Here is a 19,710-nt window from a genome sequence, read left to right as displayed (position 1 = left end):
AAACCGGCGTTTTGTTGATTGTTTACGAGGCCCAATCCTTTTATCTTGTGAGTATGACTATATGGTTGCACAAAACCATATTGCAAGCAAATCTCATATAGAGGGAAAGGATGGAGGCAATATGATTATCGTTACTGGAGCAAATGGAAAATTGGGCAGAGGTGTGATAGAGCAATTGCTGAAACGTATCCCCGCCGAACAGATTGGGGTCAGCGTCCGGGAAGTGAGCAAGGCACAGGATTTAAAGGATCGCGGGGTCCGTGTGCGTCATGGTGATTTCAGTGATGCGGGGAGCTTGCTTGATGCTTTTGAAGGGGCGTCGCAGGTTCTTCTTGTTTCGTCCGGTATTTTGGGAGAGGCGGGTATTCGCCAGCATGAAACGGCAATCCACGCAGCCAAAAAGTCTGGCGCCGACCGGGTGCTGTACACCAGCCATATGGGTTCTTCTTCGACGTCGTATTTTCCGCCAATGATTCATCATGCGGCGACAGAAACATTGCTGAAGGAATCGGGTATACCGTATACGTCGCTTCGCAACGGTTTTTACGCCTCCTCGTTGGTTGGATTAATAGGCGAAGCGATCACAACGGGCGAATGGATTGTTCCCGAGGACGGTCCGATTGCCTGGACAACCCACGCGGACTTGGCGGAAGCCACGGCAGCCCTTCTAACCGGGCAGGGATGGGACGGCCCGTCCCCGAACCTAACGGCCGCTGAAGCGACTGATATGAAGGGGGTTGCGGCGATGTTATCGGATATCGTCGGACGGCCTATTCACCCCAAAGTCGTATCGGACGAAGCGTATCGGGAATATTTAGTCGCTCAGGGGTTTCCGGAGCCTCGCATTGCGATAACCCTGGGTTTATTCCGTGCCAGCCGCAATGGGGATTTCGAGCAAACGAGCAACGCTTTAGCTGATTTGATCGGCCGACCGCCGATGAAGCTAAGAGACTTCTTACAAGAGTCTTTGCCAGTATAGACAGGTGGAGAACCTTGCCGCAAGTAAAAATAGAGATGTTGGAGGGGGCCGGAGAGCCCCGTTCCAACACTGAAACCAATCATTGACAAAACGAAAAACTGAATCTATAGTGTAGTCATCTACATAATTCAAGGAGATACCTATGCCAAGTGTTTTCGACAAGTACCCCTATAGCCTATACATTAAAGTCATCGCGCAAAGAGTGAAGGAAATCATCGACCAGCTTCTGAAGGAGCATGGCTTGAATAGCTCACAGGCGATTCTGCTGTCGCATATTCATCAATCCATTGAGGAGAATATTGAGATTAACCGCAAGTTTCTTGAACAAACAATGGCTTTAAGCGGTCCGTCTGTGACCAACTTACTGAACGGTCTAGAGAAATCCGGATTCATTACACGCAGCAGCAACCATGCCGACGGGCGCAACCTCCGTATTGATGTCACGGCCAAAGCCAAACAATTCTTTAGCGGGAGGAGTGATGCCTTCACCGAATCGGAAGAGTTGATCACGCAAGGGATGTCGGATGCCGAGAAAGCGATGTTTGCATCTCTGCTGACCCGTGCTTTTGAAAACGTTGAGAAACAGCTGTTGAAGTAAAGAACTAGCCAGAGGATTGTGTTATTTTTTTAACCAAATAGGTAGACGGCTACACATTTTCTTGAAATGATAATCGGGAGGTTGTTAGGATGAATAATCAACAAAACAGACTGGAGCTTTCCAGAATCGGACTTGGCTGCGGTCATATGTCTAATGTCAATGTGGCTGTCAAAGACGCGGGCATTGCCGCCATTCATGCCGCTTTCGAGAGTGGAATTAATCATCTCAACACGGCGGATTTCTACGGTGCAGGTCGAAGCGAGATGACCATCGCGGAAGCGTTGAAGGGGTACAAAAGGGATGAATATTATATATCGTTGAAGTTCGGCGCTTTAAATACGCTAGACGGCTCTTTGTACGGACTGGATGTCTCCCCCCATCATGTGAAGAACTATCTTGCTCATTCGCTCAAGCGGCTCAATCTTGACTATATTGATCTTTATCAGCCTGCAAGAATCGATCTGGGCATCCCAGTTGAAGAAACGATCGGCGCCATCTCCGAATTGGTTCAGGCCGGTTACGTCAAGCAGATCGGAATCAGTCAGGTCGATGCGGAGACGTTGAGAAGAGCGCATGCCACGCATCCGATCAGCTTAGCCGAATTCGAATATTCGCTATTCAACCGAAGCATTGAGAAGGAGATTTTGCCGACTGCAAGGGAATTGGGTATCGACGTTGTTGCTTTTGGGGCGGTGGCTCATGGACTTCTTGCCGGCAGCTGGACAGAGGACCGGATCCAAGCAAATAAAGGCGGTTACATCCCGCTATTTTTTGAAGGAAATATAGAGAAGAATGTTTCGCTGGCCAAGAAACTGGGTGCGATTGCCGCAAGGAAACAAATGACGTTATCCCAACTGGCGTTTGCCTGGCTATTATCCAAAGGCGAGGACATCATTCCGCTCATCGGCACCGTATCGCCGACTCATCTTCAAGAAGCTGTGCGGTCGCTTGATATTCATCTGAATGAAGATGATGTCAGGGAGATCGAAGAGGCGATACCGGAACATGAGATCGCAGGCGCTTCTTTTCCCAACATGCAATTCAGAAACGGTAAGACTGTTCGGGGATAACGCGTATAGGTCACGCCATCATACGAAACGAAAGGGTGTTATTGTCATGATTATCGTAACCGGAGCCAACGGGAAATTAGGCCGGGCCGTGGTTGAGCAATTGCTCAAGCGTGTACCAGCCGAGCAGATCGGTGTCAGCGTCCGCGATCCGAATCAGGCACAAGCGCTTCAAGAAAGAGGCGTACGAGTTCGTCGGGGCGATTTCGACGAAGCCGAGAGTCTGCATCACGCCTTTGAGGGGGCGTCGCAAGTTCTCATCGTTTCGACCGGCATCATGGGCGAGGCTGGTATCCCGCACGGCATTCGGCAGCATCAAGCAGCGATCGACGCGGCCAAGAAAGCAGGGGCTGGCAGGTTGTTGTACACAAGTCACATAGGTGCATCCCCGACATCGCACTTCGCTCCCATGGTTCATCACGCGGCTACCGAAGAACTGTTGAAAGCATCAGGTATGCCTTACACGTCGCTCCGCAATGGCTATTACGCAGCAGCGGCGCTCATGTTGATCGGCGGAGCCATGACAACAGGGGAATTGATCGCTCCCGAGGACGGTCCGGTTGCCTGGACAACGCACGCGGACTTGGTCGAAGCTGCGGCTGTGATCATAAGCGAGCAGAGATATGATGGCGTTGCCCCCAATCTTACGGGATCCGAAGGCGTTGACATGGAAGGGATTGCGGCAATCGCTTCCGAGCTCTTGGGGAGGACCATCCGTCGAATCATTGTATCGGACGAAGAGTTTCGGGAACGTCTGATGTCCCAAGGGGTATCGGAAGCGAGTATAAATATGCGGTTGGGAATGTTTCTAGCGAGCCGCCGTGGCGATTTTGCACAAGTCGATTCCACTCTAGCTCATTTGATCGGTCGACCTCCGGTGAGTATTAGAGACGTGCTGAAAGAATCGATTTCTCACAGACAGCGTTGATTCTGCTGGCGAACCCGGGTTCGAGGAGTTAAATTTTTATGGTCGTTCGTTCAATCTGAGATTCTAGAACATCATAGAGTGCAAGTTTATAATTTATTTTGTCCAAGTTAAAATATAGTTCCTTTATGCTCTTCTCAATATCTTTTTTATGGTGAAGCATCATCGTTTTTCGTTCCGCAATCGTCGAGTCCCCTTCTTTAAACAAGGACACATACTTCTGAATTTGAGCAATCGGCATTCCTGTGGCTCGAAGCGCGGTAACAAAGGATATCCAGCTTAAATCTTCTTCGTCATATAGCCGCTTTCTGTTTTCATTCCTTTTCACATAGGGAAGAAGCCCCTCCTTCTCGTAATAGCGAAGGGTGGGCGCCGATATTCCTGTCATTTCAGTAACTTCTTTAATAGTCATCATCAATATAAATTTCACCGCTTTCTATTAAAGTATGCTTTAAGTGAATATGGGATGACATGAATCGTTTTTATCGATTTTATGCTCTAAAAAGTAGAGGATTAGGAATGAATCAACGCTTTTTAGTTCGATTATGTGCTTATTATTATAAATAAAATAGCCTTGACTTCAAGTGAACTTCATCTTCTATGATTGCATTGTTAGTTCAAAATCATAGCTGAAGGGATGAAGTTACAATGGCAAATATCTCAATCGTCACTGGCGGAAGCCGTGGACTTGGTCGCAACACGGCCATCAGCATTGCGCGTCATGGCGGCGATGTCATCCTGACCTATCGCAGTCAAGCAGAAGAAGCAAACGCGGTCGTTGCTGAAATCGAAGCGCTGGGGCGTAAAGCAGTCGCTCTGCAGCTCGATGTTGGAAAGAGGTCCAGCTTTGCTGCTTTTGTCGAGACCGTTCGTTCGACCCTGCAGTCAACTTGGAATAGCACAACTTTCAATCATCTGGTGAACAATGCCGGCCATGGAGAAATGATCGACTTTACCGAAACGACAGAAGCTCAGTTCGATGGCCTGTTTAATGTGCATGTTAAGGGCGTATTTTTCTTGACGCAGGCCCTTCTGCCTCTGCTTGCGGATGGTGGTCGTATCGTGAACTTCTCATCGGGTCTTACTCGTGTCTCTTACCCTGGCTTCTCCGCTTACTCTGCGGCAAAGGGGGCTGTCGAGATTCTAACGATCTATATGGCTAGAGAACTTGGTCACAGGGGGATTACCGTTAATACCATTGCGCCTGGTGCAATCGAAACCGATTTTCTAGGCGGCGCTGTACGCGACACGCCTGCTTACAACGACGCATTCGCCGCGATGGTTGCCCTTGGTCGTGTCGGCGTACCCGACGACATTGGTCCCGCAGTCGCCAGCTTGCTCGGTTCCGACAATCGTTGGGTCAATGCGCAGAGAATCGAGGTTTCGGGCGGTCAGAACATCTAATCGCCAACATGGCCGCAAGATACCATCCTTCTTGTTGTCTGAGGTCGCCGCATGGAAATGCGGCGGCCTTATTAGAAGGGTCGATATCGTTTGTTGACTCACTTCTGCTCATCCGCATAATACTCGATAAGGAAATGCTGAAATTCGCGCGCAGCCTCAGATAGATATCGTGTTTCATTCCATGATAGGAAGAAGGTATGTTTGTTATCCGAGTCTTTGATTGGAAGCAAGGAATATTGCGATACTTCATTCCATTTGCATTTTGGTACGAATGCAACCCCTAGACCTGTCTGTACCAGGCTGTGCAAAGCGGCGGGTTCATCGACCTCGCAAATAATGTTACGTTTGATCCCCGCTCTGCGACTGATTTCGTCATTAACCTGGCGGAAGGGATGTCCGATCTTGTATTCGATGAACGGAGCGTCTGCTGCCTGCCCCAAAGTAATGCTGTTCTGCTTCTCCAACCGATGCCCGCATGGCACGGCTAAGAAGACCTCTGACTGCAGCACGGATAACTCACGAAGGCACGAACTCCGCAAAGAAACGGGTCCAAAACCGAGATCTGTATGACCCTGCTCCAAAAGCTCACCCATGCTGTACGTCTCGGCAGGTGCAATCTGATTGATGCGGAAACTGACATCCGGAAACCTCTCGCGAAATGCCGCTACAGCAGGCGAGAGACAGTTTAATGTGTTCGTAGCGATGCTGATCGTTCCCCGTTCCAGCCCTGCCAGTTCCATCACTTCCTTCGTTCCTTCTTCCAGTAAGGATAATGCCGATTCCACTTTGGATAAAAAGGCTTTGCCAAATGCGTTAAGACGGATTTGCCTGTTTACGCGATCAAACAGCGGAACGCCCAAATCCTCTTCCAGTCTGGAGATCGTCCTGCTGAGAGCAGGTTGGGCGATATGAAGCTGCTCAGCCGCCCTTGTCATATGCTCCAGCCGGGCAACCGTGCGAAAATATTTCAATTGCAGAAGCTCCAATGGATGCGCCTCTTTTCCATATAACTAATGTAATGAATGGAGGAAGAAAAAGTGATCTTCCTATATTATCCTTTATGCACGATCGCTTGTAAAATAAGGGCTAACGAAGGGAATATGGAGATGATCTTATGGAATTTTATAAATAGGGACAATGACCAAAGGTTATACAATGAGGGAATAAGACCGTTTTCTATCGAGATTCCGCAGGATGAGCTAGACGACCTTCGGGGTCGGCTTCTCCGAACCCGTTGGCCGGATGAATTGAAAGAAGAAGGATGGAATTACGGTGTGCCGCTCGACTATCTCAAGAAACTGGCAGATTATTGGCGCATTTCGTACGATTGGAGAAAGCATGAAGCTTGGTTAAACAGCTTTCCGCAATATACGATGACGATCGATGGGGCGAACATTCATTTTATGCACATCCGCTCACCGGAGCGGGATGCGCTGCCGCTTATTCTCACTCACGGCTGGCCGGGCTCGATCGTCGAGTTCCTCGATGTGATTGGACCACTTGTTGACCCGAGGTCTCATGGAGGAGATCCGGCCGATGCCTTTCATTTGGTCATTCCGTCGATTCCCGGTTTCGGATTTTCGGGTCCTACCCAGGAGTCCGGATGGAACGTGAACAGGGTCGCCCGGGCATGGGCGGAGCTGATGAGACGGTTGGGTTATACAAGATATGGTGCCCAAGGCGGCGATTGGGGAGCCTTCATCTCCAGGGCATTGGCTGAAGTGGATCACGAGCATATGTGCGGCGTGCATTTGAACTTCCTTCATACCATTCCAGCCGACGATTTCGATCTGAACGCATTGTCACAGGAGGAGCGAGACAGGCTTGAGAGGTCTCAACAGCACCGGTCCGCTCCCGCAGGGTATATGAGACTGCAGGCGACAAGGCCGCAAACGTTGTCCTATGCGCTCACCGACTCTCCGGTCGGGCAACTGGCATGGATCGTCGAGAAATTGTGGGAATGGACTGATCCGGCATGTCGGGTGGATGACGATCGAATGCTAACCAATGTCATGCTGTATTGGTTAACGGGAACCGCGGGATCGTCCGCCCGTCTGTACTACGAGAATTTCAAATCGAAAGATGTTTTGCGCTCGTGTCCTGTCCCAATGGGCGTGGCGGTGCTTCCTTACGAGCTAGCATTGCCTGTGCGTTCACTTGCGGAGCGCGAACACGCCGTTGTTCACTGGACTGAATTTGAGCAAGGGGGTCATTTTGCAGCTATGGAGGTTCCGAATCTGATGGTTCAAGATTTGCGAATCTTCTTCAGGCGATTTCGAAGGTAGTATCAACCTAGGGTCAAATCATCCTTGACTAGATTATTGGTCATTTGTTACTCTTCCTTCAGGAGAGTAATGAAAGGGGATTCAACTCTATGCCAACAACTTTGTAATGGATGCCTATTATGAGACAACTTTTCTTTTGGCTGTTTTTTAACCAAGGGAGTAGTTTGTTCATTTATCCATTACAAGGATGCAAGGTATGGAGCGTTATTAGCCATCCATGCAGTTACCTTTATGGTTGCTGCATTTTTTGTGCTCATTTTCTCCAATAACCTCGGTATTTTGTTTCCTTCCACTTTAGGAGGAATTGAAATGAGTATCCAATTTGATGCATCGGAATTTACTATTATTAGTGACTATAAGAACGATGAGATCCTAAGGAAAAGCTTTAATCAATTAGCAAATGATGTGTTCGGAATCGACTTCGAGCATTGGTTTCAGAAAGGTTTCTGGGATCACAATTATATTTGCCACTCCGTTGTCATAAACCAGCAAGTCGTGTCTAACGTTTCGATCAATAAAATGAACTTAATCATTGATGGAACAAACCAAAGAGCCATTCAGATCGGGACCGTTATGACGCACCCCGACTATAGAGGGAACGGATTGTCCGGCGCATTAATGAAGCATGTTCTGGAAGCTTATCAGGATGAATGTGAAGTGTTCTATTTGTTTGCGAACGACAGCGTGCATCAGTTTTATCCCAAATTCGGGTTCGCTCCTTATACTGAAGCGAACTTCAGCATGAAAGCTGCTCCAATCTCAATCGTTAATAACGGATTACGACAAATAGATTGCGCCAACGAAGAGGATCTACAACGAATCAATAAAATCCTTCGAACGCGCACTCCTGTTTCCAATCGATTTGGCATTAGCGACAATCAGGGAATTTTTATGTTCTATGCATTAAATGTCTTTCAAGATTCGATTTATCTTATGGAAGACGAAGAGGCTATCATCGTTTATCGCAATGAAGGCAATGTCCTTCACCTGTATGATGTGGTGAGTAAGTACAAGGTCGATCTAGCCAGATTGCTTTCTCATATTAGCAACCGTGATACGGAAACGATTCAATTTCACTTCACGCCGGATCGTTTTACGGACAATGTGAATGTTGAACTTAAGGGTCAAGGCGACTTATTATTTGTTAAGTCGAAGACTGATTTGAACTTAAGCTTCGCATTGTGCGCCCCTCTGTTATCGCATGCTTAATCTTCAATATACCTAATTAAGCTAAACCGCTCAAAGTCCAATAAGGACCTCGGGCGGTTTAATCTTTTTAACAACAATAATGGGCGGTTACGATCCAAAGGCTTAGTTTTTTATGTCCAAAATAGTGCTTTGAGGCATGTTCGAAAAGAGAAAAGAAGTGGTAAAATTTAACTTGTGACACCGCTTACAAACTGAATCGTAATACAAGGCATCCAATGAATGAGCGCATTTGCTATGTTCAATCGCTTGGAATTCGGGTGTACGATGAATGGTAGCCCATCGGCGATTGGTCCTGAACCTTAAGGATTCTCTTGTATCGCCACAGTGGGTTATTTTTCTATGTTTTTTACTTGGAAGGGGGTGGTCAGCAGCTTAATTAAGCTTCGCTTTTTGTACAAATGCAAGCGGTTTCGAATTCGGGCGGTTTGCATGTTTGCTCAAAAGCCAACAACAATTGTAGGAGGGATTATGATGTCTAAACGTATGTCGAAAGGTAAAAAGAAGCTAGCTTCAATGGCGTTGTGTGTTTCCATGCTGATGTCCGTCTTCTCTGTTACGGCCGCATTTCCCCAATCTGCATTCGCCGCCACTCTTGACTGGAGCACGATTTTGGCCCATTCCGACTCTTGGTTTAGCGGCACCGACGGACTTGCGCTAGCAGATCAAATTGTCGCTAACCAGAATTCCGATGGCGGGTGGAAGAAGGATTATGCGACAACCAGTGGGGATTGGGCGCTATCAACGATCGATAACAAAACAACGACTTCGGAAATTACGGTTCTGGCTAAAACGTATAAGCAAACAGGCACCGCTAAATATTTGACCTCCTTGCAAAAAGGGATTGACCGTCTGATCAGCGGACAATATTCCAATGGCGGATGGCCGCAGATTTTCGGATCGCCATCCGATTCATACCATACCCATATTACTTATAACGACGATGCCATCGTTCACGTGTTGACGCTGTTAACGTCTGTTGCCAATAAGTCCGGGGACTATACGTTCATTGATTCCACAAGGGCTGCGAACGCTAGTACGGCAGTTACGAAAGGCATCCAATGCATCATTAATACGCAAATCACGAACAGTGACGGTACCAAGACGGCCTGGGGCCAGCAGCATGACAAAACAACCTTGTTGCCGGCAACTGGAAGAGCCTATGAGCTGCCTTCTGTAGCTTCAAGCGAAAGTGCGGGAATCGTTAGTTACCTCAAAACGATCAGCAGCCCAAGTAATGATGTCAAGAACGCCATCAACAACGCGATCGGCTTTTTTACAAAAGTAAAAATCACGGGTACGAAAGTAACGAAGGTATACGATTCTTCCGGCACATTAACGGACGTGGTCGTTTCTAGCGACTCATCCGCTTCTCCAATCTGGACACGTTTCTATGAACTTAACACCAACAAACCGGTATTCTTCGATCGCGACGGTTCGACTCACTATGCAATGTCCGAGCTCAGCCAAGAGAGAAGGATCGGCTATGCATGGTATGGCACTTGGCCGAGCAGCCTCGTTACGGCTGGATACGTAACGCCGGCAGTACCTACCGGTCTTGCAGCTGCAGCGGGGAATGCAAAGGTTACCTTGTCTTGGACCGCTACTCCTGGAGCAAGCAGCTACACCGTAAAACGTGGAACGGCCGTCGGATCCTACACGACAGTTGCAAGCGGCCTGACAACAACCAGCTACGCCGATACAGGACTTACAAACGGCACTAAATATTACTATGTTGTAACAGCTGCGAACGCAGCCGGAACAAGCGGCAATTCTAGTGAAGTAAATGCAACGCCTACTGCCTCGTCTACTACATTGTTCTCCGATAACTTCGAGGACGGCAACACGACAGGCTGGACATCAACTAGAGGCACGTGGGCGCTTACAACATCCGCAATAAGTGGAACATACTCTTTGAATCAGACGGATACGGTTAATGAAGGCCGTATTTCTGCCGGCACCTCAACATGGGGGAATTACAGCGTTAGTGCGGATATCAATGTCAGCAACTATAACTCGGCGCGGGTTATGCTGTGCGGAAGATTCACGGATGCCAACAACTACTACGCAGTATCGCTCTATAATGGCGTTACCCTTGAAATCAGGAAGAAGGTAAGCGGCACATCGACTACACTTGTTTCCAAGTCCTTAACGGTTGCAACAGGAACGAACCATAATGTAAAGCTTGAAATGTCAGGCTCGACGCTCAATGCCTATGTTGACGGCACGCTGCAGCTGACAACAACGGATTCCACCTTTACAACCGGAGTTATCGGCTTGATTACGCAAGGGAGCGCAGCCAAATTTGACAACTTTGTTGTTACTTCGAACGGAGCATAAACGTTAGGCACCCGATTTTGGGTGCCTTTTAGGTGCGGCTTAGGTTGTATATTAGTTCCGATCTTTACGAAGAGATATAAGATGCCCTTTGCGGCGAGCCAAGATCAGCATTGGGATGGCGATCAACAGACTGATTATGACGGGTATTATCGAAGCTTCAAGGCCAAATTGGCCGCCAGTGAGAAGGGCGGGACCCTTAACTTCGACCGTGAATAGACCTGAGGAGGAATGGCCGGAGACGGGAATGCCTAAGAGTCCCTCTATCGCATTCCAAAAGAAATGCAGGCTAACGATAAACCAAACATTGCGCCGCCACAGGAAGGCTGCACCCAGCAATACGCCAGCTTCAATGGTAATGGAGAGGGCTCCCCAAGCTGTAGCTCCTGGGTTGCCGAGATGAGCGATCCCGAAGAAGAGGGAGGTTAGGGTCAGTGCAAGTAAGCTTCCGCCCATTTTTTCAATTGCTTGAAAAGCAAGTCCCCGAAAGATCAATTCTTCTACGAAGGCGGCGCCAAGCGATGTGGTGATGATCGGCCAAACGACAGAGCTGGCGTTTTCAGTTGACCACTTGAAGGAATACCCATCGAGTAAGACGATGAGGGCTGTTGAAACGCTGATAAAGATAAGGCCGACGACAGCGCCGAGAATAACTTCCGATCCCGCACGCCGCTGGAGCAGAAGTTCAGGAACCGGACGGCGCGCTAGAAATTTCATCGCAAGCCAGTAGATAACGATGACAACGGCGCTTCCGACAAGTGTCAGAATGATGGATCCTAATGCACTTACATCTTCTGATAACGAGTTGAATGTCACGTTGGCGAGAATAATTCCAAGCGTTCCCATGAGCATCCAGACGAGAGGGAATTGAAAGAACGCAACCAATTTAGAACTGCTCTTACCGCTAAGTACCTCATTGCCTTGTATATTCGTCTTTCTCATGATAAGTAACCACTCCTTTTAATTCACACTATACTTGAAAAAAGTCACACGTCAGCAGTACCGTTTAGTCATATCTTGGTCATATGACGTTAGCACAATAAAAGCCGACACCCGTTACGGTGTCGGCTTGTGTGTTCTTTACTGATCTATAATTCCTGTTTCCCTAGCTTTATAGGCAGCTTCTCTTCTTCCTTTTACATTCAACTTCGAATAAATATTCGAGATGTAATTTTTGACCGTACCTTCACTTAGATATAACGCCTTAGCGATATCCTGATTGCGCAGGCCTAACGCCAGCTTGTGAAGAACTTCGACTTCGCGGGTGCTAAGTCCGAATTCATTGTTTTTCTCAAGTACATCGGGTTCAACGGTCCTTGTATCCATAGTCGATGACCTACCGCTCTTCAGCATGCTTTTAATCATTTTGTCTGCCATTTCCGGCGAAATGAGCGTACCCCCCGTGTGAACCACTCGTATGCCGGCGATAAGGTTTTTGGGATGGATGGCTTTGAGCAGGTAACCTTCAGCGCCATGGCTTAACGCCGCCAGAACATATTCAACTTCTTTGTACGAGGTTAGAATAATAATTTTGGCTAACGGGAATCGGGGTTTGATCTTCTCTGTAGCAACGACGCCATCCATAATAGGCATATTTATATCCATGAGGATAATATCCGGTGGGGCTATTTCACAATAGTCGATAGCTTCTTGACCGTTCTTAGCCAATCCCACAACCTCGATGTCGGCTTCCATCCCTAGTACGATATTTAGACTTTCAAGGATTAACTCCTGATCATCCACGATGAGTACTTTAATTTTCGGCATAGAGCTTATCTCCTTTCAGTGGTATTTCGAATCTGACTTCAACGCCAGTGACCGCCAAGGAGGAGATTGACCAGGTACCATCCAGCATCTCAATCCGATTCTTCATTGTTGCCAGGCCGAAGCCATGCTCCATCTTACCCAAAGGCGCTCCATTATTTCGAATGGAAACTCGCATAGTTGAGGGATTAAAGTGAAGATTCAACTCAATTTCCGTTGCCTTTCCATGCTTGAGTGCATTCGTAAAAGACTCTTGTATCACCCGAATGATCGATTGCTGCACATCGAAACGAAGGATCTCTTCTGTTCCGTTCAGCGTGAGACGAATGACTGTCCCGGTATATTCTCTAAAGTTGTTGACGAGTTTCTCGACGCGGTCTACTAAACTTATATTCTCTTCCTCCCCCATCTTGTGCACGATGTCCCGCATTTCATCCAAGTTTTGTTCGGTCAGACCTCTTATAGTAATCAATTTCTCTTTGGCTAAAATTGGATTTTTGTCTAGAAGTGCAATGGCAGCATCGAGGCTCATAATAAGGGAAATAAAAGAGTGGCCTAACGTGTCATGCATCTCCTTGGACATCCGACTTCGTTCCTCCAGCAGCGTCATCCTTTCGATCTCGGCTGCATATTGGGTTAACAATTTATTTTGCTCATCGATTTCTTTCGCTAATTTATTTTTCTCGTGATAGGCTTTGGCGATGAAGCTGACCCATAACCCGATAAAGGAGAAAAGAAAGTTATCCGAGCTTGAACCGAGCGCCACGTCCCATGTAACTGCTCCGAATAACATGCTGGTAAAGGGCATCAATAATAGCGCCGGCATAGCCCAGGCCGTCTTTCGGGTCAATAAGTAACCGATTGTAAGACTCGGAATAAGATAATCGACACTTCCCAACTGTTCCGCGTGCATGAACGACTTAATATAATAAGATCCTCCTAGCAATAGTTCAAATAAGATGAACCATTCCTTGTTCTTTCTTAGCTGCGGGAACCAGCATAAAGTCGGAATAATAAAGGCCGCTAAGAGCCAAACGACATTCACGAGCAATCGAGGCGACAATTCATTCGCCATTACAATATGAACGAGCAGCAAAATATAATTATAGGAGCGGAGGCCAAATATCCCCCAGTCCATGATGTGAAAAACTCTCTTCATAGGGATCCTTCCTTACTCGGGCATGACCAATGGTTTTCCTTGATTATACATGAAATATGGAAACTAGTGGTGTGGACGCCTCTCTATTAGAAGCGGGCATACATTTCTCCTGTCGTTCATCATGGTTTGGAGGGTTCTGGGATTATCTTCTCGAATATATCGAGAAATAGATTGTTTGAGGAGGAGTTCCTAATGTTGAAAAACTATCGGCTGACCAAATCAGACAAGCACGTTCTGAGTCGCTTTGATCCGAACGAGACGGGCGGCTTTGCAAGCAAAGAGGAAATTCAAGATGAGTTCGAACAGATGGAACGGAAGCTCCGCAAGCTGCAGGACAAGTTGTTTGCCTCGAAGACGAATGGCGTGCTCATTTTGTTCCAAGGGATGGATTGCAGCGGTAAGGACGGGGTTATTAAGAAGGTATTGTCCAACTTGAATCCTCAAGGCTTTCGAGCGGAAAGCTTCAAGAAACCGACGCCTGAAGAGTCTGCTCATGACTTCTTGTGGAGAACGCATAAGGTTGTCCCTGCCAAAGGGTATATTACCGCATTCAACCGCTCTTACTATGAGGATGTGCTCATTACCCGGGTTCACGGCATGATTCAGGACGAGGAAGCCGCAGCTCGGATGAAAAATATTCGGCATTTCGAAAAGCTGCTTACGAACAGCGGCGTGCTGCTGATCAAAATTTTCTTGCATATTTCGCCCGAATTTCAGCTGGAGAAAATCCGCGAACGACTGAGCGACCCGCAAAAATACTGGAAATTCGATCCAAGCGATCTGGCTGAGCGGCGCTACTGGGATTCATACGTTGATGCCTATGAAGATGCCTTTCGTCACACGGCAACCAAAGACTCCCCATGGCATATCGTCCCGGCCAATGAGCGATGGTTCCGCGACTACTTAGTGCTCCGCATTATTATAAATGCGTTGGAGAAATTGGACCTCAAGTATCCGGAGCCGGACATCGAGACACAAAAACTTCTGGAGCAGTTTCATTCCGAGGACCCGTTGTCTCAATGAATCCCGCCTCCTATAGGGCTAAAAAGTTATCCCTTCCGGGAAAAAGAAGCCGGCCATCCGATTACGGATGTGCCGGCTTTTTGTCAATGAGTGCTTCTTTCCGATGATTCATAAAACGAATTTAGAATAAACCAGGTCTGCCGTGTACTTTGGCGAGTGCTTCGATAAAATAAAAGTCCCCATAAACGATCGGTATGTTTACATGTCTATTGTCAGGATAAGATACGGTTCCTTTTGTCAATATGGCATCCTGACTATCGGAGAAATCGGAGTATTGCGCGTAAAGCCTTTCCAAAATAGCGAGGGCGTTGTTGTAATAAAATAACTGTTCTGTGTGGTCGTCCAAAAGGCTGCTGAGCTCGAGCAGACCGCTGGCAGCACAAGCTGCTGCCGATGAATCTCGCACATGCTTATCCGCATCCGAAGTTCGGAAGTCCCAATAAGGAACCCTGTCATCCGGCAAGTGGGAAATAAAATAATTCGCGATATTTTTGGCCGCAGTCAAATATTCGCTCTTCCCGGTTTCGCGGGCAGCTATCGAAAAACCGTAGATCGCCCATGCTTGTCCTCTCGACCAAGCGGAGTCCGGTCCCAAGCCCTGGCCGCCGAGATTTTCGATTTTGTCGCCGGTTTCAGGATCAAAGCTGACGATATGAGGGACGGTCCCATCATCCCTTACGAATTGCTTAAGAACGGTATCGGCATGCGCCACAGCGATATGTTTGAAACGTGGATCATGGTCTTCTTCGGCTGCCCAGAACAGCAACGGCAAGTTCATTAAGCAGTCGATAATAGCCCATCCTGTGCTGTCTGGATCGACGCTATCCGTCCATGCACGAATGAACTGCCCTTTAAGATTAAAACGGCCGGCCAGATGGCTAGCGGCAATAAGCCCCGTTCGACGGGAATCTTCATTTCCGGTAACTTTGTAATGATGGACCGCAGTGGGCAGGTACATAAAACCGACATCATGATGAATGTCGTAAAATTGATGCAGCGGCTCATTTAACTTTCGTTCGATTTGCTCCGCCAGACTCCGCAGCGATTTCTGTTGCGTCTCCCGATAGGCAAGCCATAGCAAGCCGCCCCAAAAGCCCGAAGTCCAGAAGGACACATCTTCGGAGTTGTATCGACCGTCCAAGCAGACGTGCGGAAAGCTTGCGCCAATTTTATCGCTCGTTTTCACAATTTTGTGCAAGGATTCCCTATAAGCAGTTGCTATCCAAGCTGGTAGTTGTCCCATTTGCAGATCCCTCTCATTTAAGTCATTTATTATAGACAAAATGATATAGGGAGCAGGGATGCGAGGCTATCTTTATTATTTGCGTGAATCGACATTAAATAGCCTAATCCACGAATACTACAACAACTCAATATAGCGGCAAAAAAACGAGATCGGTTAGTTCAGGCTTTTTAAGTATTCGCCGGGCGAGACGCCTGCAAATTGCTTGAATATACGTATAAACGTGTTCGTATTATTGCAGCCTACCAGACTGGCAACCTCCTGAACTTTGTAATTTCCTTGTTTAAACAACTCTTTGGCCCTGTTCACCTTCAAGGTGTTGACATATTGCTTGAAATTGATATCAAGGGCATTTTTCAACAGCTTGCTAACATAACTGTCAGACAAGTTGAAATGCTCCGCGATTTCCGACAGAGACAGATCTTTATCGAAATGCTGATGGATGTAAATAAATATTTGCGATGCCATCGAACTCTCGAGGCTGAATCGGTCCTTGGTGGAAAATATGAATATCATTTCGAACAAGGTAAGCGTCTTTTCTTTAAATTTTGAAGCAGATACAGCCATAAACTCGTCCACCATGTTGGCGTATTCTATGGCGAACTGATTTAACGTTTTCCCGTTTGAGTTGAGGCACCGCTTAAATGTATTCAATATTGAATGCTTCAAATTTGTAAATTCCGAAGGGCTAAGCGACCTGTTTGCACGATCTTGCAACAAATGAAGAAGTAATTCATTGGCCTTATCCATTTCATTCGTATTAACGTAATGAATAAGATTTGTTTCCAATTCAATTGGATAATGAAGGATCAATTCTTCGAGATCCTTTACATTTTCGGATGTCAGAACTTTATCGGAAGCAACATAATGATAACTACTTAAGTGAAGCAGCTCGTGCAGCGCCAAAGTCAGTTCCTCAAGCCTGTAAGTTTGAGAGATTGAGGCTGACAATTCCAGCGACAAGTCGTTTTGGATCTTATTGATGATGCCGTGCGCCACTGACATCAAAGCATCGGAGGATGACGAATGGAAAATGACGCAAAGCTTAGTTTTATCCAGCGGCAAAATAAAGAAATCTTCGTAATGTTCTTCAAACGTTTGGATGATGGCTGCGATATATAATGTCAGATTAAAATGGGACATGCTCGTTTCAAGGGTGCCCATGCTCTCCCCTTCAATGAGCATAAGCGTTAACTCGTCCTGAAACCTTTCCATGCCTAAAATAGATAGGTTATGGCGAACCACTTCCTCACTGGCAATACCGTAAAGAGCCTTGCGGAAGAGATCCTCCTTTAAATGCACATAAGAATCGTTCAATCGATGCTGCAAGGTATGATTAACCATGTAGATCTGCTCGATTCTAGAGCGGATAAAAGCAATCTCGTGAGTCTTAGTATCGTCGTATGTATGTTCCGTCGGCTCGTTATCTCTTTGCGACTGGAGGTAGTGAAGCAGTTGTCCGATAGGCTTGTAGCTAGAACGGGCGGCGAAATAGGCTAACAAAGCGCCGAGCAGTAAAAGAAGCAAGCTGGGGAGAAAAACGGTTTTCCAGATTTCTTTCATTATGGCATTAAACGAGAAGGCCTTAACTACATACACAAACTTGAGATTAGGGATAATCTCGGAATAATAGATATAGTTTACGGTAGAACCCGCGTTTATATCGTGTATGTTTTTGTCGTTTTCGACGGCATTGATTTTGGACCTTATTTCAGGGTCCAATCGTTCTTTCTGTATGAATGCGGTTACAATGTCATCGGTATAAAGATATAAACTCCCTTCGGAAGTGTCGGCTGCTTCAGGCAATAATGATCTCCGATCGACAACGATAAAAAAGTACAAAGGGGGCAGCACCGAATTTATAGCTTTATGAATAATAACGATTTTATTAGATGAATCCATCATGGTTTGAGGGACGACATAGGTTTTCGAAGCTTGGAATGGTTTTTCGTCCGATTCCCCGTCTAATTGCTTAAAGTAATCCAACGCTTCTTTATGTATCCCCATTTCTTTCAAGTATTCCCCCGTACGGAATGTTCCGCCTGGTGTAATCACGATATTATCGGTTAGTTTAGTTACGTTGATGTTAAAGCCAATTTGCCCGAAGCCTTCAAGCTGGTCCCTAAGATCATTATAAACGCCGGTCACAAGAATCGGGTTTGTATCATTGCTGTATCGGTAATCAATGACGCTTTGCAACGTGGCGGTTTTGTAAACAAACGAGAGTGCAGTCTTGAGTATGAAGTCTGCATATATACTATTCTGTTGAATGAAAAGTTGTTGGCTGTTTTTATATTGTGTATCCGATAACTGATGACTTTTGTAAAGAATAATGGAGGATACAGCTGCAGTGTAAAACAAAACAATGATAAGGAATAAAGATAATACTTTATACATGAATTTTCGTCTGATCTTCATACCGTTAGCCCCCTTTTTTATGTGTATCCTGCTGAACAAGTTTGAAAGATCAACTTATGTATTACATTTCGACAACGATAATATTGAGTTCATTTTAATGGATAGTTTCCTCTTCGAATAGATGAATGTTTATCGAATTGTAGGGAATGTTTATTTTTTGACTTGCAAAAACGTTGATCGGATGCGGGTTCTCTATCGGTTTAAGTGCTCGAGTATCGATTTTTTGAATGGACCGGCGAATGCCGATGGATTCAATTGTTTAAATCTCAAAGGCTTTTCCGAGATAGGGGCAAGTATTGGAGATTTATTTTTAGGACCGTTTGTTTTATGGTTTCCTCAGGCTGAACAACTAATTAAGAGGGGGTGAAATGAATTGCGGCGATCCTATTTTTTAGAATTGAAAAGAGATATCGCGAGAGACCATCTTCTTTACTGCTTACTCATACCGTTTTTGCTCTGGTTCTTTGTATTCAAATATATACCCATGTGGGGCATCCAGATTGCTTTTAAAGACTTCAGCCTATTTAAAGGAATTGGGGCAAGCGAGTGGGTTGGATTTGAATATTTCAAAGAGTTTATTCAAAGCAAATATTTTGGAAGAGTTTTCATTAATACAATTGCCATCAGTTTATACGGACTTGTCATCTGTTTTCCGGCACAAATAATAGTGGCCATTATGATTAGTGAAGTCACTAGAAAAGCTTTCAAAAAAACGGTGCAAACACTGACATTTTTGCCGCACTTTGTTTCCGTTGTCGTTATTGCCGGCATCGTAACTACGTTTCTTTCACCAAGCAGTGGGCTGATCAACTTGGTTCTTGAAAAATTCGGATTCGAAAAGATCTATTTTCTTGCGAACCCGGATTATTTCAGAGGCATCTTTACGACTATGAATCTTTGGAAAGAAACAGGTTTTGCTTCGATTGTTTTTATTGCGGCGATTGCTGGAATTGATACGCAGCTTTACGAAGCTGCTAAAATGGACGGCGCCGGTAAGTTTAAGCAGATTTACTATGTGACGCTGCCCGGCATACTGCCTACAATCATGGTCATGCTGATTTTGAAAATTGGCGATCTGCTTAGAGTAGGGTATGAAGCGATCATACTGCTGTATCAGCCGGCAACTTATGAAAAAGCTGATGTCATCAGCACTTATGTTTATCGTTCGGGACTTATTGACGGAAGATACGATTTTGCTACGGCAGTCGGTTTATTTAATTCCATCGTAGCCCTCGTGCTGGTCGTGACGGCTAACAAACTTAGCAAGAGAGTAACTAATTCGGCTTTATGGTAGGTGGGCGT

At 46.3% G+C, this 19,710-nt stretch carries 17 protein-coding genes; 10 read left to right on the top strand and 7 right to left on the bottom strand.

Annotated features, from left to right (window positions below):
* Positions 1–121 precede the first annotated feature (121 nt).
* The 4 genes from DFQ01_RS13660 to DFQ01_RS13645 all read left to right on the top strand — a co-directional run bounded on the left by DFQ01_RS13660 (position 122) and on the right by DFQ01_RS13645 (position 3,572).
* Complete coding sequence (locus DFQ01_RS13660) at positions 122–979, top strand: SDR family oxidoreductase (RefSeq protein WP_110044605.1); 858 nt, start codon at positions 122–124, stop codon at positions 977–979.
* Between the two features lie 142 nt (positions 980–1,121).
* The gene (locus DFQ01_RS13655; RefSeq protein WP_110044448.1) at positions 1,122–1,577 is read left to right on the top strand and encodes a MarR family winged helix-turn-helix transcriptional regulator; all 456 of its coding nucleotides are present in this window, start codon (positions 1,122–1,124) and stop codon (positions 1,575–1,577) included.
* A gap of 89 nt (positions 1,578–1,666) precedes the next feature.
* The gene (locus DFQ01_RS13650) at positions 1,667–2,647 is read left to right on the top strand and encodes an aldo/keto reductase (protein WP_110044447.1); all 981 of its coding nucleotides are present in this window, start codon (positions 1,667–1,669) and stop codon (positions 2,645–2,647) included.
* Between the two features lie 46 nt (positions 2,648–2,693).
* On the top strand, positions 2,694–3,572 hold the full coding sequence (locus DFQ01_RS13645) for an SDR family oxidoreductase (protein WP_110044446.1): 879 nt from the start codon (positions 2,694–2,696) through the stop codon (positions 3,570–3,572).
* A 28-nt stretch (positions 3,573–3,600) separates the two neighbouring features.
* Here DFQ01_RS13645 and DFQ01_RS13640 read toward each other — a convergent pair whose 3' ends face one another.
* Positions 3,601–3,984, bottom strand: a complete 384-nt coding sequence (locus DFQ01_RS13640; RefSeq protein ID WP_110044445.1) for a MerR family transcriptional regulator — start codon at positions 3,982–3,984, stop codon at positions 3,601–3,603.
* Between the two features lie 233 nt (positions 3,985–4,217).
* Between DFQ01_RS13640 and DFQ01_RS13635 the strand changes: the two genes are divergently transcribed.
* On the top strand, positions 4,218–4,973 hold the full coding sequence (locus tag DFQ01_RS13635) for an SDR family NAD(P)-dependent oxidoreductase (RefSeq protein ID WP_110044444.1): 756 nt from the start codon (positions 4,218–4,220) through the stop codon (positions 4,971–4,973).
* Positions 4,974–5,071: 98 nt separating this feature from the next.
* Here DFQ01_RS13635 and DFQ01_RS13630 read toward each other — a convergent pair whose 3' ends face one another.
* A complete protein-coding gene (locus DFQ01_RS13630) occupies positions 5,072–5,959 on the bottom strand; it encodes a LysR family transcriptional regulator (RefSeq protein WP_110044443.1) in 888 nt (295 codons plus the stop codon).
* Between the two features lie 120 nt (positions 5,960–6,079).
* Between DFQ01_RS13630 and DFQ01_RS13625 the strand changes: the two genes are divergently transcribed.
* The 3 genes from DFQ01_RS13625 (at position 6,080) to pelA (ending at position 10,804) form a co-directional block, all read left to right on the top strand.
* On the top strand, positions 6,080–7,258 hold the full coding sequence (locus DFQ01_RS13625) for an epoxide hydrolase family protein (RefSeq protein ID WP_174812809.1): 1,179 nt from the start codon (positions 6,080–6,082) through the stop codon (positions 7,256–7,258).
* 309 nt (positions 7,259–7,567) lie between these two features.
* The gene (locus DFQ01_RS13620; protein ID WP_174812808.1) at positions 7,568–8,467 is read left to right on the top strand and encodes a GNAT family N-acetyltransferase; all 900 of its coding nucleotides are present in this window, start codon (positions 7,568–7,570) and stop codon (positions 8,465–8,467) included.
* Between the two features lie 468 nt (positions 8,468–8,935).
* Entirely contained in the window at positions 8,936–10,804 is a 1,869-nt protein-coding gene (pelA, locus tag DFQ01_RS13615; protein ID WP_110044441.1) for a pectate lyase, read from the top strand.
* Positions 10,805–10,855: 51 nt separating this feature from the next.
* Here pelA and DFQ01_RS13610 read toward each other — a convergent pair whose 3' ends face one another.
* The 3 genes from DFQ01_RS13610 to DFQ01_RS13600 all read right to left on the bottom strand — a co-directional run bounded on the left by DFQ01_RS13610 (position 10,856) and on the right by DFQ01_RS13600 (position 13,640).
* Positions 10,856–11,743, bottom strand: coding sequence for a CPBP family intramembrane glutamic endopeptidase (locus DFQ01_RS13610; RefSeq protein ID WP_110044440.1), 888 nt, complete (start codon positions 11,741–11,743; stop codon positions 10,856–10,858).
* A 138-nt stretch (positions 11,744–11,881) separates the two neighbouring features.
* The gene (locus DFQ01_RS13605) at positions 11,882–12,568 is read right to left on the bottom strand and encodes a response regulator transcription factor (RefSeq protein ID WP_110044439.1); all 687 of its coding nucleotides are present in this window, start codon (positions 12,566–12,568) and stop codon (positions 11,882–11,884) included.
* The gene (locus DFQ01_RS13600) at positions 12,555–13,640 is read right to left on the bottom strand and encodes a sensor histidine kinase (protein ID WP_245946672.1); all 1,086 of its coding nucleotides are present in this window, start codon (positions 13,638–13,640) and stop codon (positions 12,555–12,557) included. Before DFQ01_RS13600 ends, DFQ01_RS13605 begins: the two co-directional genes overlap by 14 nt.
* A 276-nt stretch (positions 13,641–13,916) precedes the next feature.
* Between DFQ01_RS13600 and DFQ01_RS13595 the strand changes: the two genes are divergently transcribed.
* Positions 13,917–14,747, top strand: a complete 831-nt coding sequence (locus DFQ01_RS13595) for a PPK2 family polyphosphate kinase (protein ID WP_110044437.1) — start codon at positions 13,917–13,919, stop codon at positions 14,745–14,747.
* 121 nt (positions 14,748–14,868) lie between these two features.
* Here the strand turns inward: DFQ01_RS13595 and DFQ01_RS13590 are convergent, their stop codons facing one another.
* Together DFQ01_RS13590 and DFQ01_RS13585 are read right to left on the bottom strand one after the other, a co-directional pair.
* Entirely contained in the window at positions 14,869–15,933 is a 1,065-nt protein-coding gene (locus DFQ01_RS13590; protein WP_219993696.1) for a glycoside hydrolase family 88 protein, read from the bottom strand.
* A 213-nt stretch (positions 15,934–16,146) separates the two neighbouring features.
* Entirely contained in the window at positions 16,147–18,408 is a 2,262-nt protein-coding gene (locus DFQ01_RS13585) for a helix-turn-helix transcriptional regulator (RefSeq protein ID WP_110044435.1), read from the bottom strand.
* 373 nt (positions 18,409–18,781) lie between these two features.
* Here DFQ01_RS13585 and DFQ01_RS13580 point away from each other — a divergent pair, with 373 nt between their 5' ends.
* Entirely contained in the window at positions 18,782–19,702 is a 921-nt protein-coding gene (locus DFQ01_RS13580) for an ABC transporter permease (RefSeq protein ID WP_245946671.1), read from the top strand.
* Positions 19,703–19,710 lie beyond the last annotated feature (8 nt).

The sequence above is a fragment of the Paenibacillus cellulosilyticus genome (assembly GCF_003182255.1).
Lineage (GTDB): Bacteria > Bacillota > Bacilli > Paenibacillales > Paenibacillaceae > Paenibacillus_T > Paenibacillus_T cellulosilyticus.
The sequence above is the reverse complement of the archived record's forward strand: the minus strand, read 5'-3'. Positions and strand labels throughout refer to the sequence as shown.

Bases quoted from the DNA above. Each gene is read 5' to 3' on its own strand.
- DFQ01_RS13660 (WP_110044605.1), top strand. From the start codon at position 122: ATGATTATCGTTACTGGAGCAAATGGAAAATTGGGCAGAGGTGTGATA.
- DFQ01_RS13655 (WP_110044448.1), top strand. From the start codon at position 1,122: ATGCCAAGTGTTTTCGACAAGTACCCCTATAGCCTATACATTAAAGTC.
- DFQ01_RS13650 (WP_110044447.1), top strand. From the start codon at position 1,667: ATGAATAATCAACAAAACAGACTGGAGCTTTCCAGAATCGGACTTGGC.
- DFQ01_RS13645 (WP_110044446.1), top strand. From the start codon at position 2,694: ATGATTATCGTAACCGGAGCCAACGGGAAATTAGGCCGGGCCGTGGTT.
- DFQ01_RS13640 (WP_110044445.1), bottom strand. From the start codon at position 3,984: ATGATGACTATTAAAGAAGTTACTGAAATGACAGGAATATCGGCGCCC.
- DFQ01_RS13635 (WP_110044444.1), top strand. From the start codon at position 4,218: ATGGCAAATATCTCAATCGTCACTGGCGGAAGCCGTGGACTTGGTCGC.
- DFQ01_RS13625 (WP_174812809.1), top strand. From the start codon at position 6,080: ATGATCTTATGGAATTTTATAAATAGGGACAATGACCAAAGGTTATAC.
- DFQ01_RS13620 (WP_174812808.1), top strand. From the start codon at position 7,568: ATGAGTATCCAATTTGATGCATCGGAATTTACTATTATTAGTGACTAT.
- pelA (WP_110044441.1), top strand. From the start codon at position 8,936: ATGATGTCTAAACGTATGTCGAAAGGTAAAAAGAAGCTAGCTTCAATG.
- DFQ01_RS13610 (WP_110044440.1), bottom strand. From the start codon at position 11,743: ATGAGAAAGACGAATATACAAGGCAATGAGGTACTTAGCGGTAAGAGC.
- DFQ01_RS13605 (WP_110044439.1), bottom strand. From the start codon at position 12,568: ATGCCGAAAATTAAAGTACTCATCGTGGATGATCAGGAGTTAATCCTT.
- DFQ01_RS13600 (WP_245946672.1), bottom strand. From the start codon at position 13,640: ATGGCGAATGAATTGTCGCCTCGATTGCTCGTGAATGTCGTTTGGCTC.
- DFQ01_RS13595 (WP_110044437.1), top strand. From the start codon at position 13,917: ATGTTGAAAAACTATCGGCTGACCAAATCAGACAAGCACGTTCTGAGT.
- DFQ01_RS13585 (WP_110044435.1), bottom strand. From the start codon at position 18,408: ATGAAGATCAGACGAAAATTCATGTATAAAGTATTATCTTTATTCCTT.